The sequence below is a fragment of the Streptomyces sp. NBC_01525 genome (genome assembly GCF_045040405.1).
Taxonomy (GTDB): domain Bacteria; phylum Actinomycetota; class Actinomycetes; order Streptomycetales; family Streptomycetaceae; genus Streptomyces; species Streptomyces benahoarensis.
Map to the genome: position 1 here is coordinate 4,888,833 of NZ_CP109397.1, position 24,921 is coordinate 4,913,753.

The 24,921-nt window shown below is 72.6% G+C and carries 16 protein-coding genes; 5 read left to right on the forward strand and 11 right to left on the reverse strand.

Features of this window, described 5'->3' with window-relative positions:
• Positions 1-112 precede the first annotated feature (112 nt).
• Both OG422_RS22035 and OG422_RS22040 read left to right on the forward strand, forming a co-directional pair.
• The gene (locus tag OG422_RS22035; protein WP_143939961.1) at positions 113-670 is read left to right on the forward strand and encodes a DUF6114 domain-containing protein; all 558 of its coding nucleotides are present in this window, start codon (positions 113-115) and stop codon (positions 668-670) included.
• Positions 660-1,973, forward strand: a complete 1,314-nt coding sequence (locus OG422_RS22040; RefSeq protein ID WP_405744659.1) for a hypothetical protein — start codon at positions 660-662, stop codon at positions 1,971-1,973. The genes OG422_RS22035 and OG422_RS22040 overlap by 11 nt, the downstream gene beginning before the upstream one ends.
• 73 nt (positions 1,974-2,046) lie before the next feature.
• Here the strand turns inward: OG422_RS22040 and pyk are convergent, their stop codons facing one another.
• From pyk to pta, 3 genes are read right to left on the reverse strand one after another with little or no spacing between them, the layout of a single operon-like run.
• A complete protein-coding gene (pyk, locus tag OG422_RS22045; RefSeq protein WP_405744662.1) occupies positions 2,047-3,471 on the reverse strand; it encodes a pyruvate kinase in 1,425 nt (474 codons plus the stop codon).
• Between the two features lie 60 nt (positions 3,472-3,531).
• A complete protein-coding gene (locus OG422_RS22050) occupies positions 3,532-4,743 on the reverse strand; it encodes an acetate kinase (RefSeq protein WP_405744665.1) in 1,212 nt (403 codons plus the stop codon).
• Between the two features lie 40 nt (positions 4,744-4,783).
• Positions 4,784-6,874: a phosphate acetyltransferase gene (gene pta / locus OG422_RS22055; protein ID WP_405744668.1), complete on the reverse strand. Its 2,091-nt coding sequence runs from the start codon at positions 6,872-6,874 to the stop codon at positions 4,784-4,786.
• Positions 6,875-7,131: 257 nt separating this feature from the next.
• On the opposite strand from pta, the gene OG422_RS22060 reads away from it, so the two are divergent.
• Positions 7,132-8,157, forward strand: a complete 1,026-nt coding sequence (locus tag OG422_RS22060) for an ATP-dependent 6-phosphofructokinase (protein ID WP_143939966.1) — start codon at positions 7,132-7,134, stop codon at positions 8,155-8,157.
• A 77-nt stretch (positions 8,158-8,234) separates the two neighbouring features.
• Here the strand turns inward: OG422_RS22060 and OG422_RS22065 are convergent, their stop codons facing one another.
• From OG422_RS22065 to OG422_RS22080, 4 genes are all read right to left on the reverse strand, one after another.
• Positions 8,235-10,775 (reverse strand): ABC transporter permease, encoded by a 2,541-nt coding sequence (locus tag OG422_RS22065; protein WP_405744672.1) that lies wholly within the window; start codon positions 10,773-10,775, stop codon positions 8,235-8,237.
• 65 nt (positions 10,776-10,840) lie between these two features.
• A complete protein-coding gene (locus OG422_RS22070) occupies positions 10,841-11,623 on the reverse strand; it encodes an ABC transporter ATP-binding protein (protein ID WP_405744675.1) in 783 nt (260 codons plus the stop codon).
• Positions 11,624-11,910: 287 nt separating this feature from the next.
• On the reverse strand, positions 11,911-12,594 hold the full coding sequence (locus OG422_RS22075; protein WP_405744678.1) for a response regulator: 684 nt from the start codon (positions 12,592-12,594) through the stop codon (positions 11,911-11,913).
• Positions 12,591-14,288, reverse strand: coding sequence for an ATP-binding protein (locus OG422_RS22080; RefSeq protein ID WP_405744680.1), 1,698 nt, complete (start codon positions 14,286-14,288; stop codon positions 12,591-12,593). Before OG422_RS22080 ends, OG422_RS22075 begins: the two co-directional genes overlap by 4 nt.
• A 141-nt stretch (positions 14,289-14,429) precedes the next feature.
• Between OG422_RS22080 and OG422_RS22085 the strand changes: the two genes are divergently transcribed.
• Positions 14,430-15,827, forward strand: coding sequence for a cation:dicarboxylate symporter family transporter (locus OG422_RS22085; protein WP_143939970.1), 1,398 nt, complete (start codon positions 14,430-14,432; stop codon positions 15,825-15,827).
• A gap of 262 nt (positions 15,828-16,089) precedes the next feature.
• On the forward strand, positions 16,090-16,617 hold the full coding sequence (locus tag OG422_RS22090) for a DUF4259 domain-containing protein (protein WP_405744683.1): 528 nt from the start codon (positions 16,090-16,092) through the stop codon (positions 16,615-16,617).
• Positions 16,618-16,724: 107 nt separating this feature from the next.
• On the opposite strand, the gene glgB is transcribed toward OG422_RS22090, so the two are convergent.
• The 4 genes from glgB to OG422_RS22110 all read right to left on the reverse strand — a co-directional run bounded on the left by glgB (position 16,725) and on the right by OG422_RS22110 (position 24,642).
• Complete coding sequence (glgB, locus tag OG422_RS22095) at positions 16,725-19,058, reverse strand: 1,4-alpha-glucan branching enzyme (RefSeq protein WP_405744686.1); 2,334 nt, start codon at positions 19,056-19,058, stop codon at positions 16,725-16,727.
• Positions 19,059-19,226: 168 nt separating this feature from the next.
• Positions 19,227-20,675, reverse strand: a complete 1,449-nt coding sequence (locus OG422_RS22100) for a maltokinase N-terminal cap-like domain-containing protein (protein WP_405744689.1) — start codon at positions 20,673-20,675, stop codon at positions 19,227-19,229.
• 251 nt (positions 20,676-20,926) lie between these two features.
• Complete coding sequence (treS, locus tag OG422_RS22105; RefSeq protein WP_143939974.1) at positions 20,927-22,645, reverse strand: maltose alpha-D-glucosyltransferase; 1,719 nt, start codon at positions 22,643-22,645, stop codon at positions 20,927-20,929.
• Entirely contained in the window at positions 22,642-24,642 is a 2,001-nt protein-coding gene (locus OG422_RS22110; RefSeq protein ID WP_405744692.1) for an alpha-1,4-glucan--maltose-1-phosphate maltosyltransferase, read from the reverse strand. The genes treS and OG422_RS22110 overlap by 4 nt, the downstream gene beginning before the upstream one ends.
• Positions 24,643-24,921: the final 279 nt, after the last annotated feature.

Consider the following 24,921-nt stretch of genomic DNA (forward strand, 5'->3'; position numbering starts at 1 on the left):
CGCCGTGGTGACCCCGCGCCTGTCCGCCGATGACGTCAGCAGTCACGTAGTCCAGCCCAGAACCACCGTGCGCGCCGCGTGGATGCGGGGCCGAACGAAGCGAAGGTATGGCATGAGCGCCGACACGCGACCAGGACTGAACGAGAACCTTGGACGGAAGCGTCTCGCGTTCCGGCAGTGGCGCGGGCAACGCCCGTTCTGGGCCGGTCTTCTGACGCTGCTGGCCGGTCTGCCGATCATGTACTTCCCCTACGCCAATCTCACGATCGGTTCGCTGACCCTGCGCATGGCGACCACCGCCGGTGCCGGATCGCTGATCATCGGCGTGCTGTTGGTCGTGCTCGGTCTGACCCTGTGGTTCCAGCCGGCCTCGCGGGTCTTCGCGGGGGTGGCGGCCATCCTGCTGTCCCTCGTCTCCCTGGTCGTCTCGAACTTCGGTGCCTTCCTCGTCGGCTTCCTGCTGGGACTGTTCGGCGGGGCGCTCGGCGTCTCGTGGGCGCCGGGCCGGGCGGCGGCGGAGGGCGGCGGCCCGCAGGGCGCGCGGGCCGGTGCGGCGGTCGGCGGGCAGCCGGTCGCGGCCGGTGCGGCTCCGGGATCGGGCGACGGACTGGACGACCTGTCAGGAACGAGCCCGACCAACGGAACGAACGGGAGGCACCGTGCCGGGTGACGAGCTGCACGAGAACGCAGCCGCCGGGGCGAGATCCGGACCGAGGCACGCGGCGCCGAAGAAACCGCTGCTGACGCGGTTCCATGTGCCCGCGGGCAAGGCGATAGCCATCGCCGCGATGCCGTCCGCCGTGCTCATGGGCATGGGGTTCACGCCCCAGCTGGCGGTGGCCAAGCCGGCGCCCAAGAGCCCCTTCAAGGACGGCCCGTGCGTCACCGCTCCGGACCAGCAGGAGCAGGAGGCGCAGGCCAAGGAGAAGGCCGCCAAGAAGAAGGCCGCGGCGGAGAAGGCCGCCAAGGACGCCGAGGCAGCCAAGAAGAAGGCCGCCGAGGAGAAGGCCGCCGAGGGCGGGGAGAAGGGGAAGGCGCCGGGTCCGGGCACGCCGTCGCCCGACGCCTCGCCGTCGCCGTCCGGCTCCGCGTCCGGGGGCGAGGACGCCGGCTCCGCGCCGTCCCCGTCCACCACCCCGTCGTCGTCCCCCACGGACGACGAAGGCAACCCCTGGTACGACCCGCTGGGCTGGGGCAAGAAGATCGAGGACGCCGTCCCGCCCGGCGGCGCGAAGGACTCCGGCACGGAGAGCGGCAAGGACGCCGCGTCGCCGGGCCCGAGCCCGTCCGCGATGTCGGAGCCCTCGAAGCAGCCGGACCCGTCGAAGCCGTCGTCCGGGAAGACCGCCGACCCCGTACGGGACGCGGCCGACAAGGCCGCGGAGCCGGTGCGGGACGCGGCGGACGAGGCCGCCGAGGGGAAGGGCGACGCCGCCGGGCCCACGGCCGGTGCGACGGCCGACCCCGGTGCGCCGGACGCGGACGGGAAGAAGTCGTTCCCGTGCGTCGTCGAGAAGAAGTCGGACGGTACGGACGAACAGCCCCCGGCCGCCGTGCCGGAGGGCCCCTGGCACCTGGAAGCCTCGTCGCTGACGCTGAAGGAACTCGACTACAAGGGCGTGGTCAACCTCCGGACGCCGAGCGGGCGGACCAAGCAGGCGCTGAAGTTCACCGCCGGTGGCATCGACATCGGTGACCTGCACCAGATCGTGGACGGGCCGAACGGCCTCAAGTACCACGTCCGGTCCACGCCGGGCTCCACGTCGACCATCCGCGACGGGCAGGTCACGCTCTACACCGAGCGGTTGCAGGGCAACCTCTTCGGGCTGATCCCGATCGTCTTCGACCCGGAGCACCCGCCGCCCATCAACATCCCGTTCGCGTACTTCACCAAGGTGAAGCTCGCCCAGTCGGGACAGTTCGGCGGCACCCTGCACGTCCCCGGGCTGCACGAGACCATCGAGAACAGCTGAGGCAACGGATACGGCGGTGGCCGCCCCCTTCCGTGGGGGCGGCCACCGCCGTATCCGTGTCACCGGCGCCGGATCAGCTCTCGCCGCCCAGGCGGTGGACGCGCACCATGTTGGTGGTGCCGGGGATGCCGGGGGGCGAACCGGCCGTGATGATCATGGTGTCGCCCTCGTTGTACCGCTGGAGCTTGAGCAGCTCCGCGTCGACGAGGTCGACCATCGCATCGGTGTTGTCGACGTGCCGCACCACGAACGTCTCCACACCCCAGCTCAGCGCGAGCTGGTTGCGGGTGGCCGGGTCGGTGGTGAAGGCCAGGATCGGCTGGGCCGCGCGATAGCGGGAGAGCCGGCGGGCGGTGTCACCGGACTTGGTGAACGCCACCAGCGCCTTGCCGCTGAGGAAGTCCGCCATCTCGCACGCCGCGCGGGCCACCGCGCCGCCCTGCGTCCGCGGCTTCTTGCCCGGGACCAGCGGCTGCAGGCCCTTCGACAGCAGCTCCTCCTCGGCCGCCTCGACGATCTTCGACATCGTCTTGACGGTCTCGATCGGGTACGCGCCGACCGACGACTCCGCGGAGAGCATGACCGCGTCCGCGCCGTCCAGGATCGCGTTGGCGACGTCGGACGCCTCGGCGCGGGTCGGCCGCGAGTTGGTGATCATCGACTCCATCATCTGGGTCGCCACGATCACCGGCTTGGCGTTCCGGCGGCACAGCTCCACCAGGCGCTTCTGCACCATCGGGACCTTCTCCAGCGGGTACTCCACCGCGAGGTCACCGCGGGCCACCATCACCGCGTCGAAGGCCATGACGACCTCCGTCATGTTGGCGACCGCCTGCGGCTTCTCCACCTTGGCGATGACCGGGACGCGGCGCCCGACCTCGTCCATCACGCGGTGCACGTCCTGGACGTCCTTGGCGTCGCGGACGAAGGAGAGCGCGACCATGTCGCACCCCATCGCCAGCGCGAACTTCAGGTCCTCGATGTCCTTCTCCGACAGCGCGGGGACGTTGACCGCCGCGCCGGGCAGGTTGATGCCCTTGTGGTCGGAGATGACGCCGCCCTCGATGACGATGGTGCGCACCCGCGGGCCGTCGACATCGACGACCTGGAGCGCGACGTTGCCGTCGTTGATGAGGACCGGGTCGCCCTTGGAGACGTCGCCGGGCAGGCCCTTGTACGTCGTGCCGCAGATGCGCTTGTCGCCGGGGACGTCCTCGGTGGTGATGACGAACTCGTCGCCGCGCACCAGCTCCACGGGGCCGTCGGCGAACGTCTCCAGGCGGATCTTCGGACCCTGGAGGTCGGCCAGTACGCCCACCGCGCGGCCGGTCTCCTCGGACGCCTTGCGGACGCGGTGGTACCGCTCCTCGTGCTCCGAGTGGGTTCCGTGGCTCATGTTGAAACGGGCCACGTTCATACCGGCCTCGATCAGCGTCTTCAGCTGGTCGTAGGAGTCGACGGCGGGGCCCAGGGTGCAGACGATTTTCGAACGGCGCATGGGCTGAATCCTATCGGTTTTGTTTCGGAGCGGAATATTCCCCCGAAGGCGGGCGCGGAGCTAGGCGGTGACCAGCGCGTATGTCTGCTGGGCGATCTCCAGCTCCTCATCTGTCGGGACCACGGCGACCGCGACCCGGGCGCCCTCGGGCGAGATCAGCCGCGGTTCGTCGGACCGTACGGCGTTGCGGTCGGCGTCCACGGCCATGCCCAGCCCCTCCAGACCGGCCATCGCCGCGGCGCGCACCGGGGCGGCGTTCTCGCCGACGCCCGCGGTGAACGCCACCGCGTCGACCCGGCCGAGCACCGCGGTGTAGGCGCCGAGGTACTTCTTCAGCCGGTGGATGTAGATGTCGAAGGCGAGGGCCGCGGCCTTGTCGCCCTCGTCGATACGGCGCCGGATCTCCCGCATGTCGTTGTCGCCGCAGAGCCCGACCAGCCCGCTCCTCTTGTTGAGCAGCTCGTCGATCTCGTCGGCGGACATCCCGGCGACCCGCTTGAGGTGGAACGTCACCGCCGGGTCGATGTCGCCGGAGCGGGTGCCCATCACCAGGCCCTCCAGCGGCGTCAGCCCCATCGAGGTGTCGACGCACCGGCCGCCCGCCACCGCCGACGCCGAGGCGCCGTTGCCCAGGTGCAGCACGATGACGTTGACCTCGGACGGGTCCTTGCCCAGCAGCCGGGCGGTGCGGCGCGAGACATACGCGTGCGAGGTGCCGTGGAAGCCGTAGCGGCGGATGCGGTGCGCATCGGCGGTGGCCACGTCGATGGCGTAACGGGCCGCGTACTCCGGCATCGTGGTGTGGAACGCGGTGTCGAAGACCGCGATCTGCGGCAGGTCGGGGCGGAGCGCCTGGGCGGTGCGGATGCCGGTGATGTTCGCCGGATTGTGCAGCGGCGCGACCGGCACCAGCCGCTCGATCTCCTTGAGGACCACCTCGTCGATGACGGTCGGCTCGGTGAACTTCAGGCCGCCGTGCACCACACGGTGCCCGATCGCGGCAAGTTGCGGCGAGTCGAGGCCCAGGCCGTCGGCGGCCAGCTCCGCCGCGACCGCCTTCAGCGCCGCGTCGTGGTCGGCCATCGGTCCTTCGTGCACCCGCCGTGCGCCGCCGGTGGCCAGCGGCGTGTGCACCAGCCGCGAGGTCTCCTCACCGATCCGCTCGACGAGACCGACGGCCAGCCGACGGCTCTCCGCCATGTCGAGCAGCTGGTACTTCACCGACGAGGAGCCGGAGTTGAGGACGAGGACGCGGGTGGGGTTGGCAGTCATGAAGCGCTTTCCGGTGGTTGCGGGACGGGGCGGGCGCGGGTCAGACGGCACCGGCGCCGGGCGGGGCGCCCTGCGCCTGGATCGCGGTGATGGCGACGGTGTTGACGATGTCCTGCACCAGCGCGCCGCGCGACAGGTCGTTGACCGGTTTGCGCAGGCCCTGGAGGACCGGTCCGACGGCGATGGCGCCCGCCGAGCGCTGCACCGCCTTGTAGGTGTTGTTGCCGGTGTTGAGGTCCGGGAAGATCAGCACCGTCGCCCGGCCCGCGACCTCGGATTCGGGCAGCTTGGTGCGCGCCACGGAGGCGTCGACCGCCGCGTCGTACTGGATCGGGCCCTCCACCAGCAGATCCGGCCGGAGCTTGCGGACCAGCTCGGTGGCGCGGCGGACCTTGTCGACGTCGGCGCCGGAGCCGGAGGTACCGGTGGAGTACGACAGCATCGCGATCCGCGGCTCCACCCCGAACTGCGCGGCGGTGGCGGCCGACTGGATGGCGATGTCGGCGAGCTGCTCGGCGTCCGGATCCGGGTTGACCGCGCAGTCGCCGTAGACGAGGACCCGGTCGGCCAGGCACATGAAGAAGACGGACGAGACGATCTGCGCGTCCGTCTTGGTCTTGATGATCTCGAAGGCCGGGCGGATGGTCGCCGCGGTCGAGTGCACCGCGCCGGAGACCATGCCGTCGGCCAGGCCCTCCTGCACCATCAGGGTGCCGAAGTACGACACGTCGGCGACGACGTCGTACGCCAGCTCGTAGCCGACGCCCTTGTGGGCGCGCAGCTCCGCGTACCGCTCGGCGAAGCGTTCGCGCAGCGGCGACGCCTGCGGGTCGATGATCTGGGCGTCCGCCAGATCGATGGCGAGGTCGGCGGCGCGCTTGCGGATCGCCTCCTCCTCGCCGAGCAGCGTCAGCGCGCAGACGTCGCGGCGCAGCAGCACATCGGCGGCGCGCAGCACCCGCTCCTCACCGCCCTCGGGCAGCACCACCCGGCGCCGCCCGGACCGCGAGCGCTCGATCAGCTCGTGTTCGAACATCATCGGCGTGACCCGGCCGGAGCGGGCCACGGAGATACGATTCGTCAGCTCGACGGTGTCCACATGCCGTTCGAACAGGCCGAGCGCGGTCTCCGCCTTGCGCGGCGCCGCGGCGTTGAGCTTGCCCTCGACGGCGAACAGCTCCGCGGCCGTCGGGAAGGAGCCGCCGGGCACCGAGACGACCGGGGTGCCGGGCGCCAGCCGGTCCGCCAGCGCCATGATGTCCGGGCCGGGCCGCTCGTCCAGGGTGAGCAGCACCCCGGCGATGGGCGGGGCGCCCGCGCTGTGCGCGGCGAGCGACCCGATGACGAGGTCGGCACGGTCCCCGGGCGTCACCACCAGGCACCCCGGCGTCAGCGCCTTGAGGAACGTCGGCAGCATCGCGCCGCCGAAGACGAAGTCGCGGGCGTCGCGGGCGAGCCCGGAGTCGTCACCGAGCAGTACCTCCGCGCCCAGGCTGTGCACCAGCTGCCCGACGGTCGGCGCGGAGAGCGCACCGTCCTCCGGCAGCGCGTAGCACGGCACCGGCAGTCGCGCTGCCAGCCGCTCGACGACGGCCTTCTGCAGCCCCGGATCGACGCGGTTGACGACGAGGGCGACGACATCGCAGCCGAGCGCGGCGTAGGCGCGGTAGGCGTTCCGGGCCTCCGCGCGCACCGCCTCGGCCTCCTGGCTCTGACCGCTGACCACCGGGATCACCGCGGCGCCGAACTCGTTGGCGAGGCGGGCGTTGAGGCCCAGATCGTCCGGCAGGTTGGTGGCGGCGTAGTCCGAGCCGAGGACCAGGACGTACTCGTACTCCCGGGCCACCGCGTGGAACCGTTCGACCAGCCGGGAGACCAGTTCGTCGGTGCCGTGCTCGGCCTGGAGGCCGGCGGCCTCGTCGTAGCCGAGGCCGAAGGCGGATTCGGTGGGCTGGCTGAGGCGGTAGCGGGCCCGCAGCAGGTCGAAGAGGCGGTCCGGTCCGTCGTGGACCAGCGGGCGGAAGACGCCCACCCGGTCGACGTGGCGGGTCAGGAGCTCCATCACTCCCAGCTCGACGACCTGACGGCCGTCGCCGCGCTCGGTACCGGTCACGTACACGCTGCGTGTCACGCGTGCTCTCCGTCCATCCGTTGTCGCCAGGGTCAGATCAGCCGGGGCAGTCAGAGTAGGGTCGGAAACAGCCGTTATGGCGGGCTCGCCCTCTTGACCATACCCGCGGCTCCGGGGCGGTCGCGCGTCCCGGTTTCCCCGAGGGAAAGGGCCCGGGAGAAGGGCGGGGCGCCGGGCGGGTGAGGGCGCGCCCGGACGCCCCGTGGAAGAATCGGACCGGCCGCGCGACCGACAGCGAGCACAGGAGACACAGCACGATGCGTATCGGAGTCCTCACCGCCGGCGGCGACTGCCCCGGGCTGAACGCTGTGATCAGGTCCGTCGTCCACCGCGCCCTGACCGGCCACGACGACGAGGTCATCGGCTTCGAGGACGGTTTCAAGGGACTGCTCGACGGGCGTTACCGCAAGCTCGACCTGGACGCCGTCAGCGGCATCCTCGCCCGCGGCGGCACCATCCTCGGCTCCGCCCGCCTGGAGCGCGACCGGCTGCGCGAGGCGTGCGACAACGCCAAGGACTTCTCCCGCGAGCACGGCATCGACGTCCTCATCCCGATCGGCGGCGAGGGCACCTTGACCGCCGCCCGGATGCTGGCGGACGCCGGACTGCCGGTCGTCGGCGTGCCCAAGACGATCGACAACGACATCTCCTCCACCGACCGCACCTTCGGCTTCGACACCGCCGTCGGCGTCGCCACCGAGGCCATCGACCGCCTCAAGACCACCGCCGAATCGCATCAGCGGGTGATGGTCGTCGAGGTCATGGGCCGCCACGCCGGATGGATCGCCCTGGAGTCCGGTATGGCCGGCGGCGCCCACGGCATCTGTCTGCCGGAGCGCGAATTCGACGTGAACGACCTGGTCCGGATGGTCGAGGAACGGTTCTCGCGCGGCAAGAAGTTCGCCGTGATCTGCGTCGCCGAGGGAGCTCACCCCGCGCCCGGCACGATGGACTACAAGAAGGGCGCCATCGACCGGTACGGCCACGAGCGGTTCTCCGGTATCGGCAACGCCCTCGCCGTCGAGCTGGAGAGGCGCCTCGGCAAGGAGGCCCGCCCGGTCATCCTCGGCCACGTCCAGCGTGGCGGCACCCCCACCGCGTACGACCGCGTCCTCGCCACCCGCTTCGGCTGGCACGCCGTCGAGGCGGCGCACCGCGGGGAATTCGGGAAGATGACGGCGCTGCGCGGCACCGACGTCACGATGGTGCCGCTCGCGGAGGCGGTCACCGAACTGAAGCGGGTCCCCGCCGACCGGATGCGGGAGGCCGAGTCGGTCTTCTGACCTGCGGCCCGTCCGGACACGGCGGCGGCGCGCCTCCCCGGTGGGGGACGGCGCGCCGCTGTTGTCGTGCCCGGCCGTCACTGGGCGCCGATGGCCTCCAGCATGTTCAGCTTCGCCGCGCGGCGGGCCGGCCAGACGGCGGCCAGCACGCCCACCGCCAGGGCGATCGCCACGAACAGCGCCAGCCGTCCCCACGGCAGCAGCGTCTCGTAGAGTTTCCAGGACGAGGCGAGCATGGAGCCGCCGGCCCAGGAGAGGAACAGGCCCACGCCGATGCCGAGCACCGCGCCGAAGAGCGAGATGACGACCGACTCCAGCCGGACCATCCGCTTGATCCCGGTCCGCGCCAGGCCGATGGCGCGCAGCATCCCGATTTCCCGGGTCCGCTCGAAGACCGACATCGCCAGGGTGTTGATCACGCCGACCACCGCGATGACGACGGCCATGCCCAGCAGCCCGTAGACCATGTTGACCAGCATCCCGATCTGACCGGCGTTCTCCCGGCGCAGGTCCTCGTGGTCCTGGACCTTCACCAGCGGGTTGTCACCGAAGGCGGCCCGCAGCTGCGCGGCCGTCGCCTCGGAGGCGCCGTGCGCGGTCTTGACCAGCAGCGAGTCGTCCTTCGGACGCTCCGTCGGGGTGGCGACCAGCGGCAGGTCGGAGAGGGCGTCACCGGCGATCTCGTTGTCCTCGTAGACGGCGGCGACCGTGAGGTGGCGCTTCTTGTCGCCGAAGAAGCTGACGTCGAGGCTCTGTCCGGTGTGCTTGCCCGCCTTGTCGGCGACGCTCTTCGCCAGCGCGACGGCGTCACCGTGCACCGCGCCGAGCGAGCCCTGGACCACCTTGAGGTCCGTGACCCGGCCGATCGTGCGGAGGTCGGTGCCGTTGAGGTGCACCGCGTCCTCGCCGAGGAGGAAGGCGGAGTTGCGCAGCGGCGCCACCGCCGTCACGCCGGGGACCTGCGCCGTCTTTGCGGACAGCTTCGGGTCGAGGCCGGAGTACGTGGACGTGGTGATCTGGTAGTCGGCCGTCAGCTGGGTCGAGGTCATCCGGTCGACGGCGGACTGCGCGGAGTGGCCGACGACGGTCATGCCGGTGATCAGGGTGAGGCCGATCATCAGCGCCGAGCCGGTCGCGGCGGTCCGGCGCGGGTTGCGCAGCGCGTTCTCCTTGGCGAGCTTGCCGACCGTACCGAAGAGACGGCCGGTGACCGCGCCGGTGAGGAAGACCAGCGGGCGGGAGAGGAGCGGCGCCAGCACGATCACGCCGATCATGGTGAGCGCGGAGCCGAGCATCGCGATCGGCAGGTCGTCGCTGGACTCCAGCGTCGAGGCCCAGAACATCACGGCCACACCGGCGCCGCCGACGACGGCGCCGAAGATGTTGCGGAGCACCAGGCTGCGCGGCGCCGCCTGCGTGTCGACCGTGCTCAGCGCTTCCACCGGCGCGATCTTCGCCGCCCGGCGGGACGGCAGCCACGCGGCCAGGACCGTCACGACGGTGCCGGTGGCCAGCGACGCGAGGACGGTGACGGGGCTGATGACGAGCGGCCCGTCCGGCAGCCCGGCGTCGTTGGCGTTGAGGACGGCGCGGATTCCCGTGGCGATGCCGACGCCCAGGCCCATGCCGACGACGGAGGCCACCACGCCCAGCAGCGTCGCCTCGATGAGCACCGAGCGGACCACCTGGCGGCGGGAGGCGCCGACCGCGCGCAGCAGGGCGATCTCGCGGCGGCGCTGGGAGATCAGCATGGTGAAGGTGTTGGCGATGATGAAGATGCCGACGAACAGTGCGATCCCGGCGAAGGTCAGCAGCGTCGAGGTCAGCGCCTTGTTCTGCTCGGCGAGCAGCACGCTCTGCTCCTCGGCGAGTGCCGTGCCGCTGGTGACCGTCGCCCCCTTGCCGGGCACGGCCGCGCGGACCTCGCGGGTCAGCGCCGCCTCGTCGGCGCCGGGCGCGGCCGACACCACCAGCTCGTCGAACTGGCCGGGGTGGAGGTAGAGCCGCTGCGCGGTGGCGGTGTCGAGCAGCACCAGCGAACCGCCCGCGGTCACCTTCGGGTCGTCGGTGGCGACGAGGCCGACCAGCTTCTTCGCCAGCACCGGGCCGTTGGTGGCGAACCGTACGGTGTCGCCGATCCGGTAGCCGGCCTTGCGCGCGGTGGCCTCGGCCATCGCGATCTCGCCGGCGGCGGCCGGGCCGCGGCCCCGGACCAGCGGATAGCGGCCGTCCTTGCCGTCCGGGCCGGGCTGGTAGTTGGCGGCGAGGTTCTGCCACGCCTCGCCGACCGGCTTACCGTCCTTGGCGGCGAGGACCGCGTCGCCGGTGATGTCGGCCCGTACGGCCCGTACGCCGGGCACCGCGCGGACCTTGGCGGCCGTCTTGTCGGTGAGGACGGTGGTGCGCCGGTCGTCGGCCTTCGGGGGTTCCGACTCGGCCTGGACGGAGACGGCGACGTCGTCGAGGTTCTTGGCGGAGGCGTTCTTGAGGGCGTTGCCGACGGTGTCGCTGAAGACGAGGGTGCCGGAGACGAAGGCGACGCCGAGGAGGACCGCGAGCACGGTCATCATCAGCCGGGCTTTGTGCGCGAAGAGGTTGCGCACGGCTGTTCGCAGCATGGTGTGTCAGTCCTGGGGCCGGAGGCTCGGATGGGGTGGCGGGGCGGTGCGGCGCGGGGCCGGGGTCACTGCGTACGGCCGCGGCCGTCGAAGCGCCGCATACGGTCCAGGACCGCGTCCGAGGTGGGCCGGTGCAGCTCCTCGACGATGCGGCCGTCGGCGAGGAAGACGACGCGGTCGGCGTAGCCCGCGGCGACCGGGTCGTGGGTGACCATCACGACCGTCTGGCCCATGGCGCGCACCGACTCCTGGAGGAAGCCCAGGATCTCGGCGCCGGAGCGGGAGTCGAGGTTGCCGGTCGGCTCGTCCGCGAAGATGATCTCCGGCCGGGCGACCAGGGCGCGGGCGACCGCGACGCGCTGCTGCTGGCCGCCGGAGAGCTGGCCGGGGCGGTGGGTGAGGCGGCCGGAGAGGCCCACCGTCTCGATGACGGCGTTCATCCACGCCGGATCGGGCTTGCGGCCCGCGATGTCCATCGGGAGGGTGATGTTCTCGGCGGCGGTCAGTGTCGGCAGCAGGTTGAACGCCTGGAAGATGAAGCCGATCTTGTCGCGGCGCAGCTGGGTCAGCTTCTTCTCGCCGAGCGCCGCCAGCTCCACGTCGCCGATGCGGGCCGAGCCGGACGAAATGGTGTCCAGCCCCGCCATGCAGTGCATCAGCGTCGACTTGCCGGAGCCGGACGGACCCATGATCGCGGTGAACTGGCCGGTGCCGAACTCGACGGAGACCGAGTCCAGCGCCACCACCCTCGTCTCGCCCCCGCCGTAGACCTTGCTGAGGTCGGCCGCGCGGGCGGCGACACCGGACGTCGCGAGGGTGGGTGCGGGGACGGCAGCCGCATGGGACACGGGAACTCCTGGGAACGGGACGGGCAACGTGCTCCCATCGTCGGCCGCGGCACCCGTCAGCGTCGTCGCCCCGAGGGACCGAAAGCGGCACCGGCCGGAAGTCCGACGCCGGGCCCGCCGGTCCCTCTCAAGGGGGACGGCCGGTCCGTCCACAGGGCGAGGACCGGCCGGTGCCGTACGGCCCACGGGCCCGCCGGGGCGCGGGAGTTGAGGTGCTCCCGGGCCCCCGGAGGGTGCGCCTTCCGCGCGTTACGGCCCCACGGCCCCGGCGCGCCCGCGCCGCCGCGCTACCGCCCCGACCAGCGGTACCGCAGCTCCGGGCGGCCCACCTGGCCGTACTGCGGGGCGCGGGCCGCCCGGCCCGTCTCCACCAGGTACTCCAGGTAGCGGCGGGCGGTGATCCGGGAGATGCCGACGCCCGCGCCCGCTTCGGTGGCCGACAGGCCGTCGGGGGCGGCGCGCAGCGCGTCGGTGACCGCGCGCAGGGTCGCGGAGGTCAGCCCCTTGGGCAGCGCCGCCGGGCGCGGGTTGCGCAGCGCGGCGATGGCGCGGTCCACCTCGTCCTGCCCGCTGGCCTCGCCCGCGGTGGAGCGGAACGCGGCGTACCGCTGGAGCCGGTCGCGCAGCGTCGAGAACGTGAACGGCTTGAGGAGGTACTGCACCACGCCCAGCGACACGCCCTCGCGCACCATCGTCAGATCGCGCGCCGAGGTGACCGCGATGACGTCCGCACCGTGCCCGGCGCCGCGCAGCGTCCGCATCAGCTGGAGCCCGTGCCCGTCCGGCAGATAGAGGTCGAGCAGCAGCAGGTCGACGGTGTGCTGGTCGAGGTGGCGGCGGGCGTCCGCGCCGGAGTGCACGGTGCCCGAGACCGTGAAACCGGGCACCCGCCCCACGTACAGCGTGTGCGCGGCGGCGGCCACCGGATCGTCCTCGACGACGAGGACCTTGATGTCGGGGGCGGTCATCATGAGGCACCGCCGTCCGTCGTCCCGGGCAGCGGCAGCCGTACCGTGAAGCGCGCGCCGCCGTCCGGGGCGTGGTCGAGGGTGAGGGTACCGCCGTTGCGCCGGACCGCCTGCTGGACGAGGGCCAGGCCCAGCCCCCGGCCGCGCGCCGGGGCGCCCGCCGTGGGCCGTTTGCTGCTCCAGCCGCGGCGGAAGATCTCCGCCGCGCTCTCCTCGGGCACGCCGGGCCCGTTGTCCGCCACGCGCAGCAGCAGTTCGCCACCGTCGGAGCGGGCGGTGACGGTGACCTTCGGCGGAGCGGCCGGGCCGTCGCTCTCCGGTGGCGCGGCGCCCGAGGTGGCGTCCGGCGCCGCCGCGTCCAGGGCGTTGTCGATGAGGTTGCCCAGCACCGTCACCAGGTCGCGGGCGGGCAGATCCGGCGGCAGCAGCCCGTCGTCGATCCGGCTGTCGGCGGTCAGTGCCAGCTCCGCGCCGTGCTCGTTGGCCTGCGCCGCCTTGCCCAGCAGCAGGGCGGCGAGCACCGGTTCGGCGACCGCGCCGACGACCTGATCGGTCAGCGCCTGGGCCAGCTCCAGTTCGGCGGTGGCGAACTCCACCGCCTCGTCGGCGCGGCCCAGTTCGATCAGCGACACCACCGTGTGCAGCCGGTTCGCGGCCTCGTGCGCCTGCGACCGCAGCGCCTCCGTGAACCCGCGTACGGAGTCCAGCTCGCCGGACAGCGCCTGGAGTTCGGTGTGGTCGCGCAGGGTGATGACGCTGCCGCGGTGCTCCCCGCCGGAGACCGGCGCGGAGTTGACGACCAGTACCCGCTCGTCCGTCAGATGCAGTGCGTCGATCAGCGGCCCCGGTGCGGTCAGCGCCGTCGCCAGCGGCGCGGGCAGCCCCAGCTCCGCCACCGGACGGCCCACCGCGTCGTCGGCCACCCCGAGGAGTTCCCGGGCGCCGTCGTTGATCAGCGAGACCCGCCGCCGCCCGTCGAGCATCAGCAGTCCCTCTCGCACCGCGTGCAGCGCCGCCTGGTGGTAGTCGTGCATCCGGCTCAGCTCGGCGGCGTTCATCCCGTGGGTGTGGCGCCGCAGCCGGGCGTTGATGACGTACGTCCCGAGCCCGCCCAGCGCCAGCGCCGCCGCGGCCACCCCGAGCAGCGCCAGTACCTGATTGCGCAGCTGCTCGCTGATGGTGGCGACGGTGATGCCGGAGCTGACCAGCGCGGTGACGCGGTCGCCGTGCGCGGGGTCGCGGACCGGCGCGATGACCCGCACCGACGGCCCCAGCACGCCGAGGTGCGTCTCGGTGAACGTCTCGCCGTGCAGCGCCCGTCCGGTGTGCCCGAGGTACGTCCGGCCGATCGCGTCCGGCTCGGGGTGCGTCCAGCGGGTGCCGTCCGGCGCCATGACGACGACGAAGTCGACGCCCGCGTCGCGCCGCAGCCGCTCGGCGTACGGCTGGAGCACCGCCGTGGGGTCGGCGGTGCGGGCGGCGGCGATCACCGCGGGCGAGTCGGCGACCGCCGTCGTCACCGCCGTCGTCTGCCGCCGCGCGGTCTCCTTCGCCTGCCGCCCGGCGCTCGCGTACGCGAAGAGCGCGCAGCCCGCGACGACCACGGTCACCAGCAGGACCTGCATCGCGAAGAGCTGCCCGGCGAGGCTGCGGGGGCGACGCAGGCGCCATGGCGTCCGCGGAAGGGCAAGGTGCATGCAAACAGTCTGCCCGGTCACTTTTATATGAACGAAATGCACGTAAGGGTGACGCACGCCACAGGTCAGGTGCATAGTCGCCGGGATTCGTTGCGCCCGAGCCGCAGATTCAGCGCGCAACCGTAGAGCGAGGAGGCAGCCGTGGCTGCAAAGACGCCGCCGTCGGGTGGCACCACCGGGGAGAACGCGCCGAAGAAGCGGGACCGCACGCATTTCCTCTACATCGTCGTGATCGCGGCGGTGCTGCTCGGCATCGCCGTGGGCTTCATCGCCCCCGGTGTCGCCGTCGAGCTGAAGCCGCTCGGCACCGGGTTCGTGAACCTCATCAAGATGATGATCTCGCCGGTCATCTTCTGCACGATCGTGCTGGGCGTCGGCTCGGTCCGCAAGGCGGCCAAGGTCGGCGCCGTCGGCGGTCTCGCCCTCGGCTACTTCATGGTGATGTCCACCGTCGCCCTCGCCATCGGACTGGTCGTCGGCAACATCCTGGAGCCCGGCTCGGGCCTGCACCTGACCGAAACGGTCCGCCACGCGGGCCAGGCGCAGACCGCGGGCGGCGGCGAGTCCACCGCCGACTTCCTGCTCGGCATGATCCCGAAGACGCTGGTCTCCGCCTTCACTCAGGGCGAGGTCCTCCAGACGCTGCTGGTCGCGCTGCTGGTCGGCTTCGGGCTGCAGTCGCTCGGCAAGGCGGGCGAGCCGGTGCTGCGCGGGGTCGGGCATCTGCAGAAGCTGGTCTTCCGCGTGCTGTCGATGATCATGTGGGTGGCGCCGGTCGGCGCCTTCGGCGCCATCGCCGCGGTGGTCGGCGAGACCGGAGTCGACGCGCTGAAGTCCCTCGCCGTCATCATGGTCGGCTTCTACCTCACCTGCCTGCTCTTCGTGATCGTCGTCCTCGGGACGCTGCTGCGGCTCTTCGCCGGGGTGAACATCTTCCTGCTGCTGAAGTACCTGGCGCGGGAGTTCCTGCTGATTCTGTCGACCTCCTCCTCGGAGTCGGCGCTGCCGCGGCTGATCGCCAAGATGGAGCACCTGGGCGTCAGCAAGCCCGTGGTCGGCATCACCGTCCCCACCGGCTACAGCTTCAACCTCGACGGCACCGCCATCTACCTGACGATGTCCGCGCTGTTCGTCGCCGAGGCGATGGGGAAGCCGCTCGCCCTGGGGCAGCAGATCTCCCTCCTCGTTTTCATGATCATCGCGTCGAAGGGCGCGGCCGGCGTCACCGGCGCGGGCCTGGCCACCCTCGCCGGCGGCCTCCAGTCGCACCGCCCCGAACTGGTCGACGGCGTCGGCCTGATCGTCGGCATCGACCGCTTCATGAGCGAGGCGCGGGCGCTCACCAACTTCGCCGGAAACGCCGTCGCCACGGTCCTCATCGGTACCTGGACGAAGGAGATCGACAAGGCCCGGGTGGGCGAGGTCCTCGCCGGTCAGCTGCCGTTCGACGAGGCGACGCTGAACGAGGACCACGGCGTCCCCGCACCGGCCGATGACGCGCCGCGGGCGGACGGGGCGAAGGAGCTCGCCGGGGCCTGACCGGACGCGCGGCGGCAGTTCCTCGGGACCGCCCGCGCCGCGTGGTGACGGCGCCGGGTGCGCTGCGTTCCACCGCCGTACGGGGCGGGTGCCTTCGGGCGCCCGCCCCTTCCGCTTTCCCGCCCCACCTGCGGATACGCCGTGTCGCGCCCCGTTCCCCGCCCTCGCCGGACGGCCGTTGTCAGTGGTGTGCGGCACCATGCAGGGAACGGGATGACAGCGGCCGGTGGTGCACCGGCCGCTGGTGAACGAGGAGCGGGGCATGGGCACATGGGGGACGGGTCCGTTCGGCGGCGACGCCGCGGCGGACCTCGTGGTGCGACTGGGCGCGCTGCCGGAGAACCGCCGCCTCTTCGCGGTACGCACGGCACTGGCCGACGCCGTCGAGGAGCGCTGGTACCTGGACGCACCGGAGGGCGAGACGGCGGTGGCCGCGGCCGCGCTGCTGGCGGCGGCCCGGCCGGGCGGTACGGGCGGTGCGGAGAGGGGCGGTGCGGCCGGTACGGAGTCGGGCGGTACGGGCGGGGCCGGTGTGGAGAGGGCCGGTGCGGGCGCGGTCGGCGTGGCCGGGCCCGTCGTGTGCGGGGGTGCGGCGGTGTCCGTGCCGCGCTGTGTCATACCGCAGCCGCCGCCCGAGCTGACCGGTCTGGCCGTCCGCGCCCTGGACCGGGTGCTCGCCCCGGATTCCGAACTGGCCGAGCTGTGGGACGAGTCGGACTCCGGACCGCAGTGGCGGGCCTCGGTCGCCGGGCTGCGGGCCGCGCTCGGACCGGTCGCCCAGCGGGTCTGAGGGGAGCGGAGACAGCGGGGACGGCCCCCGGCCGGGACGGCGGGATTCCGGCGGTCCGGGAGGCCCCGTGCCCGGCGGGCCTGGCGGCCCCGTGTCCGCCGCTCCGGTCAGGCCGGGCGCAGCCAGAGCGTGGCCAGGGGCGGCAGCGTGACGGTGAGCGAGGTCTCCCGGCCGTGCGCGGGCACCGGCTCCGGCGTCAGCGCGCCGGGGTTCTCGACACCGCCGCCGCCGTAGCGCGCGGCGTCGGTGTTCAGCACCTCACGCCAGGCGGCCACGGTGTCCGGGACGCCGAGCCGGTAGCCGGGGCGGACCACGGGGGAGTAGTGGGTCACGGACAGCAGGGGGGAGCCGTCGGCGGCGAAGCGCAGAAAGGCGAAGACGTTGTCCTCGGCGGCGTCCGCGTCCACCCACGCGAAGCCCGCCGGGTCGGTGTCCCGCTCCCACAGCGCGGGCGCCGCCCCGTAGGCGCGGTTGAGGTCGCGCACCAGATCCCGCACCCCGCGGTGGTCCGGCTCCGCCGCGTACGACGGGTCCAGCAGCCACCAGTCCGGGCCGTGGCGCTCCGCCCACTCCGCGCCCTGGGCGAACTCCTGCCCCATGAAGAGGAGTTGCTTGCCCGGGTGGGCCCACATGTGGCCGAGGTAGGCGCGGTGGGTGGCGCGCCGCTGCCACCAGTCGCCCGGCATCTTCGACACCAGCGACCGCTTGCCGTGCACCACCTCGTCGTGCGAGATCGGCAGCAGATAGTTCTCGGAGTAGGCGTAGACCATGGAGAAGGTCATCTCGCCGTGGTGGTACCTGCGGTGCACCGGCTCCTTGGCGACGTACCGGAGGGAGTCGTGCATCCAGCCCATGTTCCACTTCAGCCCGAAGCCCAGCCCGCCGAGCCCGCCCGCGCCCGGCTCATGGGTGGCGCGGGTGACGCCGTCCCAGGCGGTGGACTCCTCGGCGACGGTGACCACCCCGGGGCAGCGGCGGTGGACGGTCGCGTTCATCTCCTGGAGGAAGGCGACGGCGTCCGGATTCTCCCGCCCGCCGTGCGCGTTGGGCGTCCAGGCGCCCTCCGGCCGCGAGTAGTCGAGGTAGAGCATCGATGCCACGGCGTCCACCCGGAGCCCGTCGATGTGGAACTCCTCGCACCAGTACACCGCGTTGGCGACGAGGAAGTTGCGGACCTCGGCCCGCCCGTAGTCGAACTCCAGCGTCCCCCAGTCCGGGTGCGCGGCCCGCGCCGGATCCGGATGCTCGTACAGCGGCCGCCCGTCGAACTCCGCCAGCGCCCAGTCGTCGCGCGGGAAATGCGCGGGCACCCAGTCGATCAGCACACCGATCCCCGCCCGGTGCAGCGCGTCGACCAGATACCGGAAGTCGTCCGGGGTGCCCATCCGCGCGGTCGGCGCGTAGTAGCCGGTGACCTGGTAGCCCCAGGAACCGCCGAAGGGATGCTCGGCCGGGGGCATGAACTCCACATGCGTGAAGCCGAGATCCTGTACGTACGCGGGCAGCTGCGCCGCGAGCTGCCGGTAGGTCAGGCCCGGTCGCCAGGACGGCAGATGCACCTCGTAGACGGAGAACGGCGCGGCGTGCGGCGGCCGGGCGCCCCGCGCGGCCATCCAGGCGCCGTCCCGCCACTTGTGGTGCGAGACGTCGACGACCGAGGCGTTGGCCGGCGGGCACTCCGTGCGCCGGGCCATCGGGTCGGCGCGTACGGTGTGCGAGCCGTCCGGCCGGGCGATCTCGAACTTGTACAGCTCACCCGCGCCGACGCCGGGCAGGAACAGCTCCCACACCCCCGAGGCGCCCAGCGACCGCATCGGGAAGGCGGTGCCGTCCCAGTGGTTGAAGTCCCCGAGGATCCGCACCCCGCGCGCGTTCGGGGCCCAGACGGTGAAGCGGGTGCCGGTGACGCCCTGGTGCGTCAGGACGCGGGCACCGAGCGCCTGCCACAGCTGCTCGTGCCGCCCCTCGCCCAGCAGCCGCAGATCCGGCGCGCCCAGCGCCGGGAGGAAGCCGTACGGGTCGCGGACCGTCAGCGTGGCGTCCGGGTACGCCACCCGCAGCTCGTACGCGGGGACGGCGCGCAGCGGCAGCACCCCGGCGAACAGCCCGTCCCCCTCGGGCCGCAGGACCGCGCACCGGCCCCGGGTGACGACGGCGACCTTTCGGGCGTGCGGCCGCAGCACCCGGAAGAGCACCCCACCGGGCACCGGCCGCGCCCCGAGCACGGCGTGCGGATCGTGGTGCGCACCGGCCAGCAGGCGGGCGCGGTCCTCGTCGGGGAGGGGGGCAGCCTGCCGTACCTCCGGGGCGTCAGCCGCGCCCGGAACGGCGGCAGCTCCGGCCGAGGTTGCCGACCTCGCCAGGTCGGTCGGCCCGGTCGCCTCCCGGACGGCGGTCGGCGGTGCGGCGGGGCGGCGGCGGGACGGCGGGCGGACGGTCATGGGCGGCCTCCTGGGCGGGGCGACGGACGATCGGCGGACGGAACGGTCGGGCGGGGACGGGCGGCAGCCGCACGCGACGGGGCGACACCCACGGGAGGCGGCGGCACCGGCGCACCGAAGGAGCCCCGCAGCCGTCGCAAGGCGCCCCGGCGGCACACGCCCGGGCCTTCACCCCCCGTCGGCCAGCCGCCGCACCGCCGCCATCGGTACCGGCAGCCAGTCGGGCCGGTGCCGGGCCTCGTAGAGCACTTCGTAGACGGCCTTGTCGGTCTCGTACGCGCGCATCAGTTCCGGTGCCGCGCAGGGGTCGGGGCCGCCGCCCTCCACATAGCCGCGGCAGTACGCCTCCCGGGTGCGGCGCGCCCACTCCAGGGACCAGGCGTCGCCGCCCGAGGGGCCGCTACGGGCCGCGTAGTCGAAGGAGCGGAGCATCGCGGCGACATCGCGGACCGCGGGCTGCGGGCGGCGCCGCTCGGCCAGCGGGCGGGCCGGTTCCCCCTCGAAGTCGATCAGGGACCAGCGGCCGGGGCCCCGGGCCGGGCGGAGCGTCTGCCCCAGGTGCAGATCGCCGTGGATGCGCTGCGCCGCCCAGCTGCCGCCGCCCCGCCCGGCGGTGGCGAGCGCATCGAACGCGGTGCGCAGCCCGGCGCGGTACGGCCGCAGGCCGGGCACCGCACGGGCGGTGCTCTCCAGCCGGGCGCGCATCCCCGCCGCGATGGACTCCAGCTGCGGACGGCGCAGCGCGACCGTGGGCAGCGCCCGGGCGAGCGCGGTGTGCACCTCCGCGGTGGCGCGGCCCAGGGCCCGCGCCGGAGCGGTGAAGTCGGCGCGCCCGGCCAGCGCCGCCAGCGCCAGCTGCCAGCCGTCGGCGCAGCCCGGCAGATACGGTTGGAGCACGCCCAGCGTCGTCGGCTCGGCACCGCGCTCCGGCGGGCGGGCCTCGAACCACGCGACGGGCGCGGGCACCCGCGGGCACCCCGCACCGGCCAGCACGCGCGGCAGCTCCAGATCCGGGTTGAGGCCCGGCGTGACCTGGCGGAAGACCTTCAGGATCAGCGTCTCGCCGTAGACGAGGGAGGTGTGGGACTGCTCCGCGGCGAGCGGGCGGCCGGGCAGCCGGGGCGGGATCTCCGCGCCCGCCTCGCGGTGGAAGTCGAGCACCCCGATGCGGCCCGGCAGCCGCAGCCGCTCCAGCAGCAGCCCGCACAGCCGCCCGTCGAGCAACGCGTCGTGGACGGCGTGGCCGCGCAGCGGGCCGCCTGCGGGGCGGCCGATCAGCGCGGGCGCCAGCCACGGCGGCAGCTCCCGGCCCACGCCCAGCAGTAGTTGGTAGCAGTCACCGCCGGGTGGCGCACCGGCCGCCGGGGCCGTCGCCTGCTCCACGCGGACCAGCAGATGGAGCAGGCCGGGCGGCCCGCCGGCGGCGGCGCCGGGCAGCAGCTCGGTCGCGGAGAGCAGGGTGAAGCCGGTGATCAGCCGCCCGTGCCCGGCGAACCACCGGCGGCCGGGCAACCAGTCCGCGAGGAGCGGCGCGAGCGAGGAGAGCAGATCGGGCGCGGCGGCGAGCGGAGGCCCGCCGGATCTGGGCGGAGCACCGGTCGAGGCGGGGTCCGGCATGGGGGCGCGTCCTTTCCCGGGGCACTCGACAGGATGCGCAAAGTGTCCCGGAATGCGGCGTTCTCCGTGCGGCGGCGCGGGGAGCGTACCCCCGGACGGAGTCCGCCGGGCCGGACGCCATCACGGCGCGGGCGGGCCCGCCCTGCGGCCGGACCTGCCCGCCCCCGGACGGACCTCCGCCCGTACGCGCAGGTCGGCGCACGGGCGGAGGGCGGCCCACGGACCGGGCGGGCGGCGGGCCCGCCCCCGCGTCAGACGGCGTTGCGGCGGAGCCGGAACCAGTAGAAGCCGTGGCCCGCCAGCGTCAGCAGATACGGCAGTTGGCCGATCGGCGGGAAATGCACCCCGCCGATCAGTTCCATCGGATGACGTCCGTCGAATTCCGTCAGATCCAGCTCCGTCGGCTGGGCGAAGCGCGAGAAATTGTGCACGCACAGGACGAGATCGTCGTCCGCACCGCCCTCGCCGGGCGCGGCCCGCAGAAAGGCGAGGACCGCCGGGTTGCTGGAGGGGAGTTCGGTGTAACTGCCGAGCCCGAACGCCGGATTCTGTTTCCGGATCTCGATCATCCGGCGGGTCCAGTGCAGCAGCGACGACGGGGAACTCATCGCCGCCTCGACATTGGTGACCTGATAACCGTGGACCGGATCCATGATGGTCGGCAGGGTGAGCCGCCCGGGATCGCAGGAGGAGAATCCGGCATTGCGGTCCGGGGTCCACTGCATCGGGGTGCGAACCGCATCGCGGTCACCGAGCCAGATGTTGTCCCCCATGCCGATCTCGTCGCCGTAATAGAGAATCGGCGAGCCCGGCAGGGAGAGCAGCAGGGCGGTGAAGAGTTCGATCTGATTGCGGTCGTTGTCGAGCAGTGGGGCGAGGCGGCGGCGGATGCCGATATTGGCCCGCATGCGCGGGTCCTTGGCATACTCCGCGTACATGTAGTCGCGCTCTTCGTCGGTCACCATTTCGAGGGTCAGCTCGTCGTGGTTACGGAGGAAGATGCCCCACTGGCAGCCGGACGGGATCGCCGGGGTCTTGGCGAGGATTTCCGATACCGGATAGCGCGATTCGCGGCGTACCGCCATGAAGATACGCGGCATGACGGGGAAGTGGAACGCCATGTGGCATTCGTCGCCGCCGGTCGCGTAATCGCCGAAGTAGTCGACGACGTCCTCGGGCCACTGATTGGCCTCGGCCAGCAATACGGTGTCCGGGTAGTGCGCGTCGATCTCGGCGCGGACCCGCCGGAGGAACGCGTGCGAGCGCGGCAGGTTCTCGCAGTTGGTGCCCTCCTCGGCGTAGAGGTACGGCACCGCGTCCAGCCGGAAGCCGTCGATGCCCAGGTCGAGCCAGAACCGCAGCGCGGAGATCATCTCCTCCTGGACCGCCGGGTTCTCGTAGTTGAGGTCCGGCTGGTGGGAGAAGAAACGGTGCCAGTAGTACTGCTTGCGCACCGGGTCGAAGGTCCAGTTGGACGCCTCGGTGTCGACGAAGATGATCCGCGCGTCGGCGTACTGCTTGTCGTCGTCCGCCCAGACGTAGTAGTCGCCGTACGGCCCCTCGGGGTCGTTACGGGAGGACTGGAACCACGGGTGCTGGTCGCTGGTGTGGTTCATCACCATGTCGATGATGACCCGCATACCGCGCTGGTGGGCGGCGTCGACGAATTCCACGAAATCGGCGAGGTCACCGAATTCGTCGAGGACCGCGGTGTAGTCGGCGACGTCGTAACCGCCGTCCCGCAGCGGGGACTTGAAGAACGGCGGGAGCCAGAGGCAGTCCACGCCCAGCCATTGCAGGTAATCGAGCCGCGAGGTGAGGCCCTTGAGGTCGCCGACGCCGTCTCCGTTGCTGTCCTGGAAGGAACGGACCAGGACCTCGTAGAAGACGGCGCGTTTGAACCAGTCCGGATCACGGTCCTTTTCCGGCGTGTCCTCGAACGTGTCATGCACGGGCTCGTTGACGATCAATTGGGTGACCCTCCGATCGGTGAGGACGGTCGCAGGGACAGTACGTGCGCGGGCGCGGGCGACTGGCCCGGATCGAGCCGTACATAGTTGTCCCTGCCCCAGTGGTAGGTGTCGCCGGTGAGCTCGTCGCGCACCGGGAAGGAATCGTCCCGGCCGAGGCCGAGTTCCGGCATGTCCAACGAGACCGTGGCCTCCTGGGTGTGGTGTGGATCAAGGTTCACCACGGTCAGGACGGTATCGGCGCCGCGGCCGTGGCCCGCGCGTTTGGAATAGGCGAGGACCGCTTCGTTGTCGGTGGGATGGAAATGCAGCCGCCGCAGTTGCTGAAGGGCCGGATGGCGGCGGCGGACGCGGTTGAGGGTGGTGAGCAGCGGGGCGAGGCTCTTTTCGCTCCGGGCCGAGGCCGCCCAGTCGCGGGGCCGCAGTTGGTACTTCTCCGAATTCAGATACTCCTCGCTGCCCGGCTCCGCGGGCTCTGCCTCGCACAGCTCGTAGCCCGCGTAGACGCCCCAGGTGGGGGAGAGGGTGGCGGCCAGCACCGCGCGGACGGCGAAGGCGGGACGCCCACCTCTTTGGAGGTAGCCGTGCAGGATGTCCGGGGTGTTGACGAAGAGATTGGGCCGCAGATAACCGGCGCCCTCGCCGGACAGCTCGGTGAGGTAGCGGCTCAGTTCCTGCTTGGTGTTCCGCCAGGTGAAGTAGGTGTACGACTGCTGGAACCCGGCGCGGGCGAGGGCGTGGACCATCGCGGGGCGGGTGAACGCCTCGGCGAGGAAGAGGACATCCGGGTCGGTGCGGCCCACCGCGCCGATCACCGTCTCCCAGAAGTGCACCGGTTTGGTGTGTGGATTGTCGACCCGGAAGATCCGCACGCCCCGGTCCATCCAGAAGCGCAGCAGCCGCTCGGTCTCACGGACCAGCCCCCGGAAATCGGTGTCAAAGTCGAGCGGATAGATGTCCTGGTACGTCTTCGGCGGGTTCTCCGCGCAGGCGATGGAGCCGTCGGCGCGGTGCCGGAACCACTCGGGGTGGCGGGTGACCCAGGGGTGGTCGGGCGAGCACTGGAGCGCGAAGTCGAGCGCGACCTCCATCCGCAGATCGCGGGCGGTGCGGACGAAGTGGTCGAAGTCGTCGAAGGTGCCGAGGTCCGGGTGGAGCGCGTCATGGCCGCCGTCGGCGGAACCGATGGCCCAGGGGGAGCCCACGTCGTGCGGTCCGGCGGTCAGGGAGTTGTTGGGGCCCTTGCGGTGGGTGGTGCCGATGGGGTGGACGGGCGGGAGATACACGACGTCGAAGCCCATCGCGGCGACGGCCGGGAGCCGTTCGGCGGCGGTGCGCAGGGTGCCGCCGACGAGGGTGCCGTCCGGCCGCGCGGTGGCGCCCTCGGAGCGGGGGAACAGCTCGTACCACGAGCCGTACAGCGCGCGGCGGCGCTCGACGAGGAGCGGCAGCGGGGCGGCGGCGGTGAGCAGCTCGCGCAGCGGGTGGCGGGCGAGCGCGTCGGTGACGGCGGGGGCGGTCGCGGCGGCGAGGCGGGCGGCGGGCGGCGCCGTGGTGTCGCGCAGCGCGTCGGCGGCGGCGAGCACCGCCTCGCGTCCGGCGTCCTTGGGAACACCGTCGGCGGCGCGGGTCAGCAGGTCGGCGCCTTCGCGGAGGGTGAGTTCGGTGCCGAGCCCGGCGGGGATCTTCACGGCGGCATCGCGGCGCCAGGTGGTGACCGGGTCGGCCCATGCCTCGACGGTGTACGTCCAGCGGCCCTCGGCGTCCGGGGTGACCTCGGCGGTGAACCGGTCGGTGCCCGGGCGGAGTTCGGCCATCGGGGTCCAGGGGCCGGTGCGGCCCGCGGGACCGGTCAGCACGACATTGGCGGCGACGGCGCCGTGGCCCTCGCGGAAGACGGTGGCCGAGACGTCGAAGGTCTCGCCCGCCACCGCCTTCGCGGGGCGGCCGTCGTCGAGGCGGGGGCGGATGTCCAGGACAGGGATGCGACCGATCATGGGCTCACCAGAGAATCGTCAGGTTTTGCCGGAATTTCTCCTTTCTATCCGTTCCGCTGGGGGAGTCGGTGTGCGAGGAGCGGGGGGCCTGCCGCCTTCACCCGGTTGGCGGCCGGGGCGGCGCCGGCCGGTCCGCGGCCGGGTGCCGGGAGGGCGGGGTGGCCCGGAGTGGCGCGAGGGCCACCTCGGAGTCCCGGAGTCCCGGAGTCCCGGAGTCCCGGAGTCCCGGAGTCCCGGAGTCCCGCAGTGGCGCGAGAGCCGGGACATGACGGAACGGCG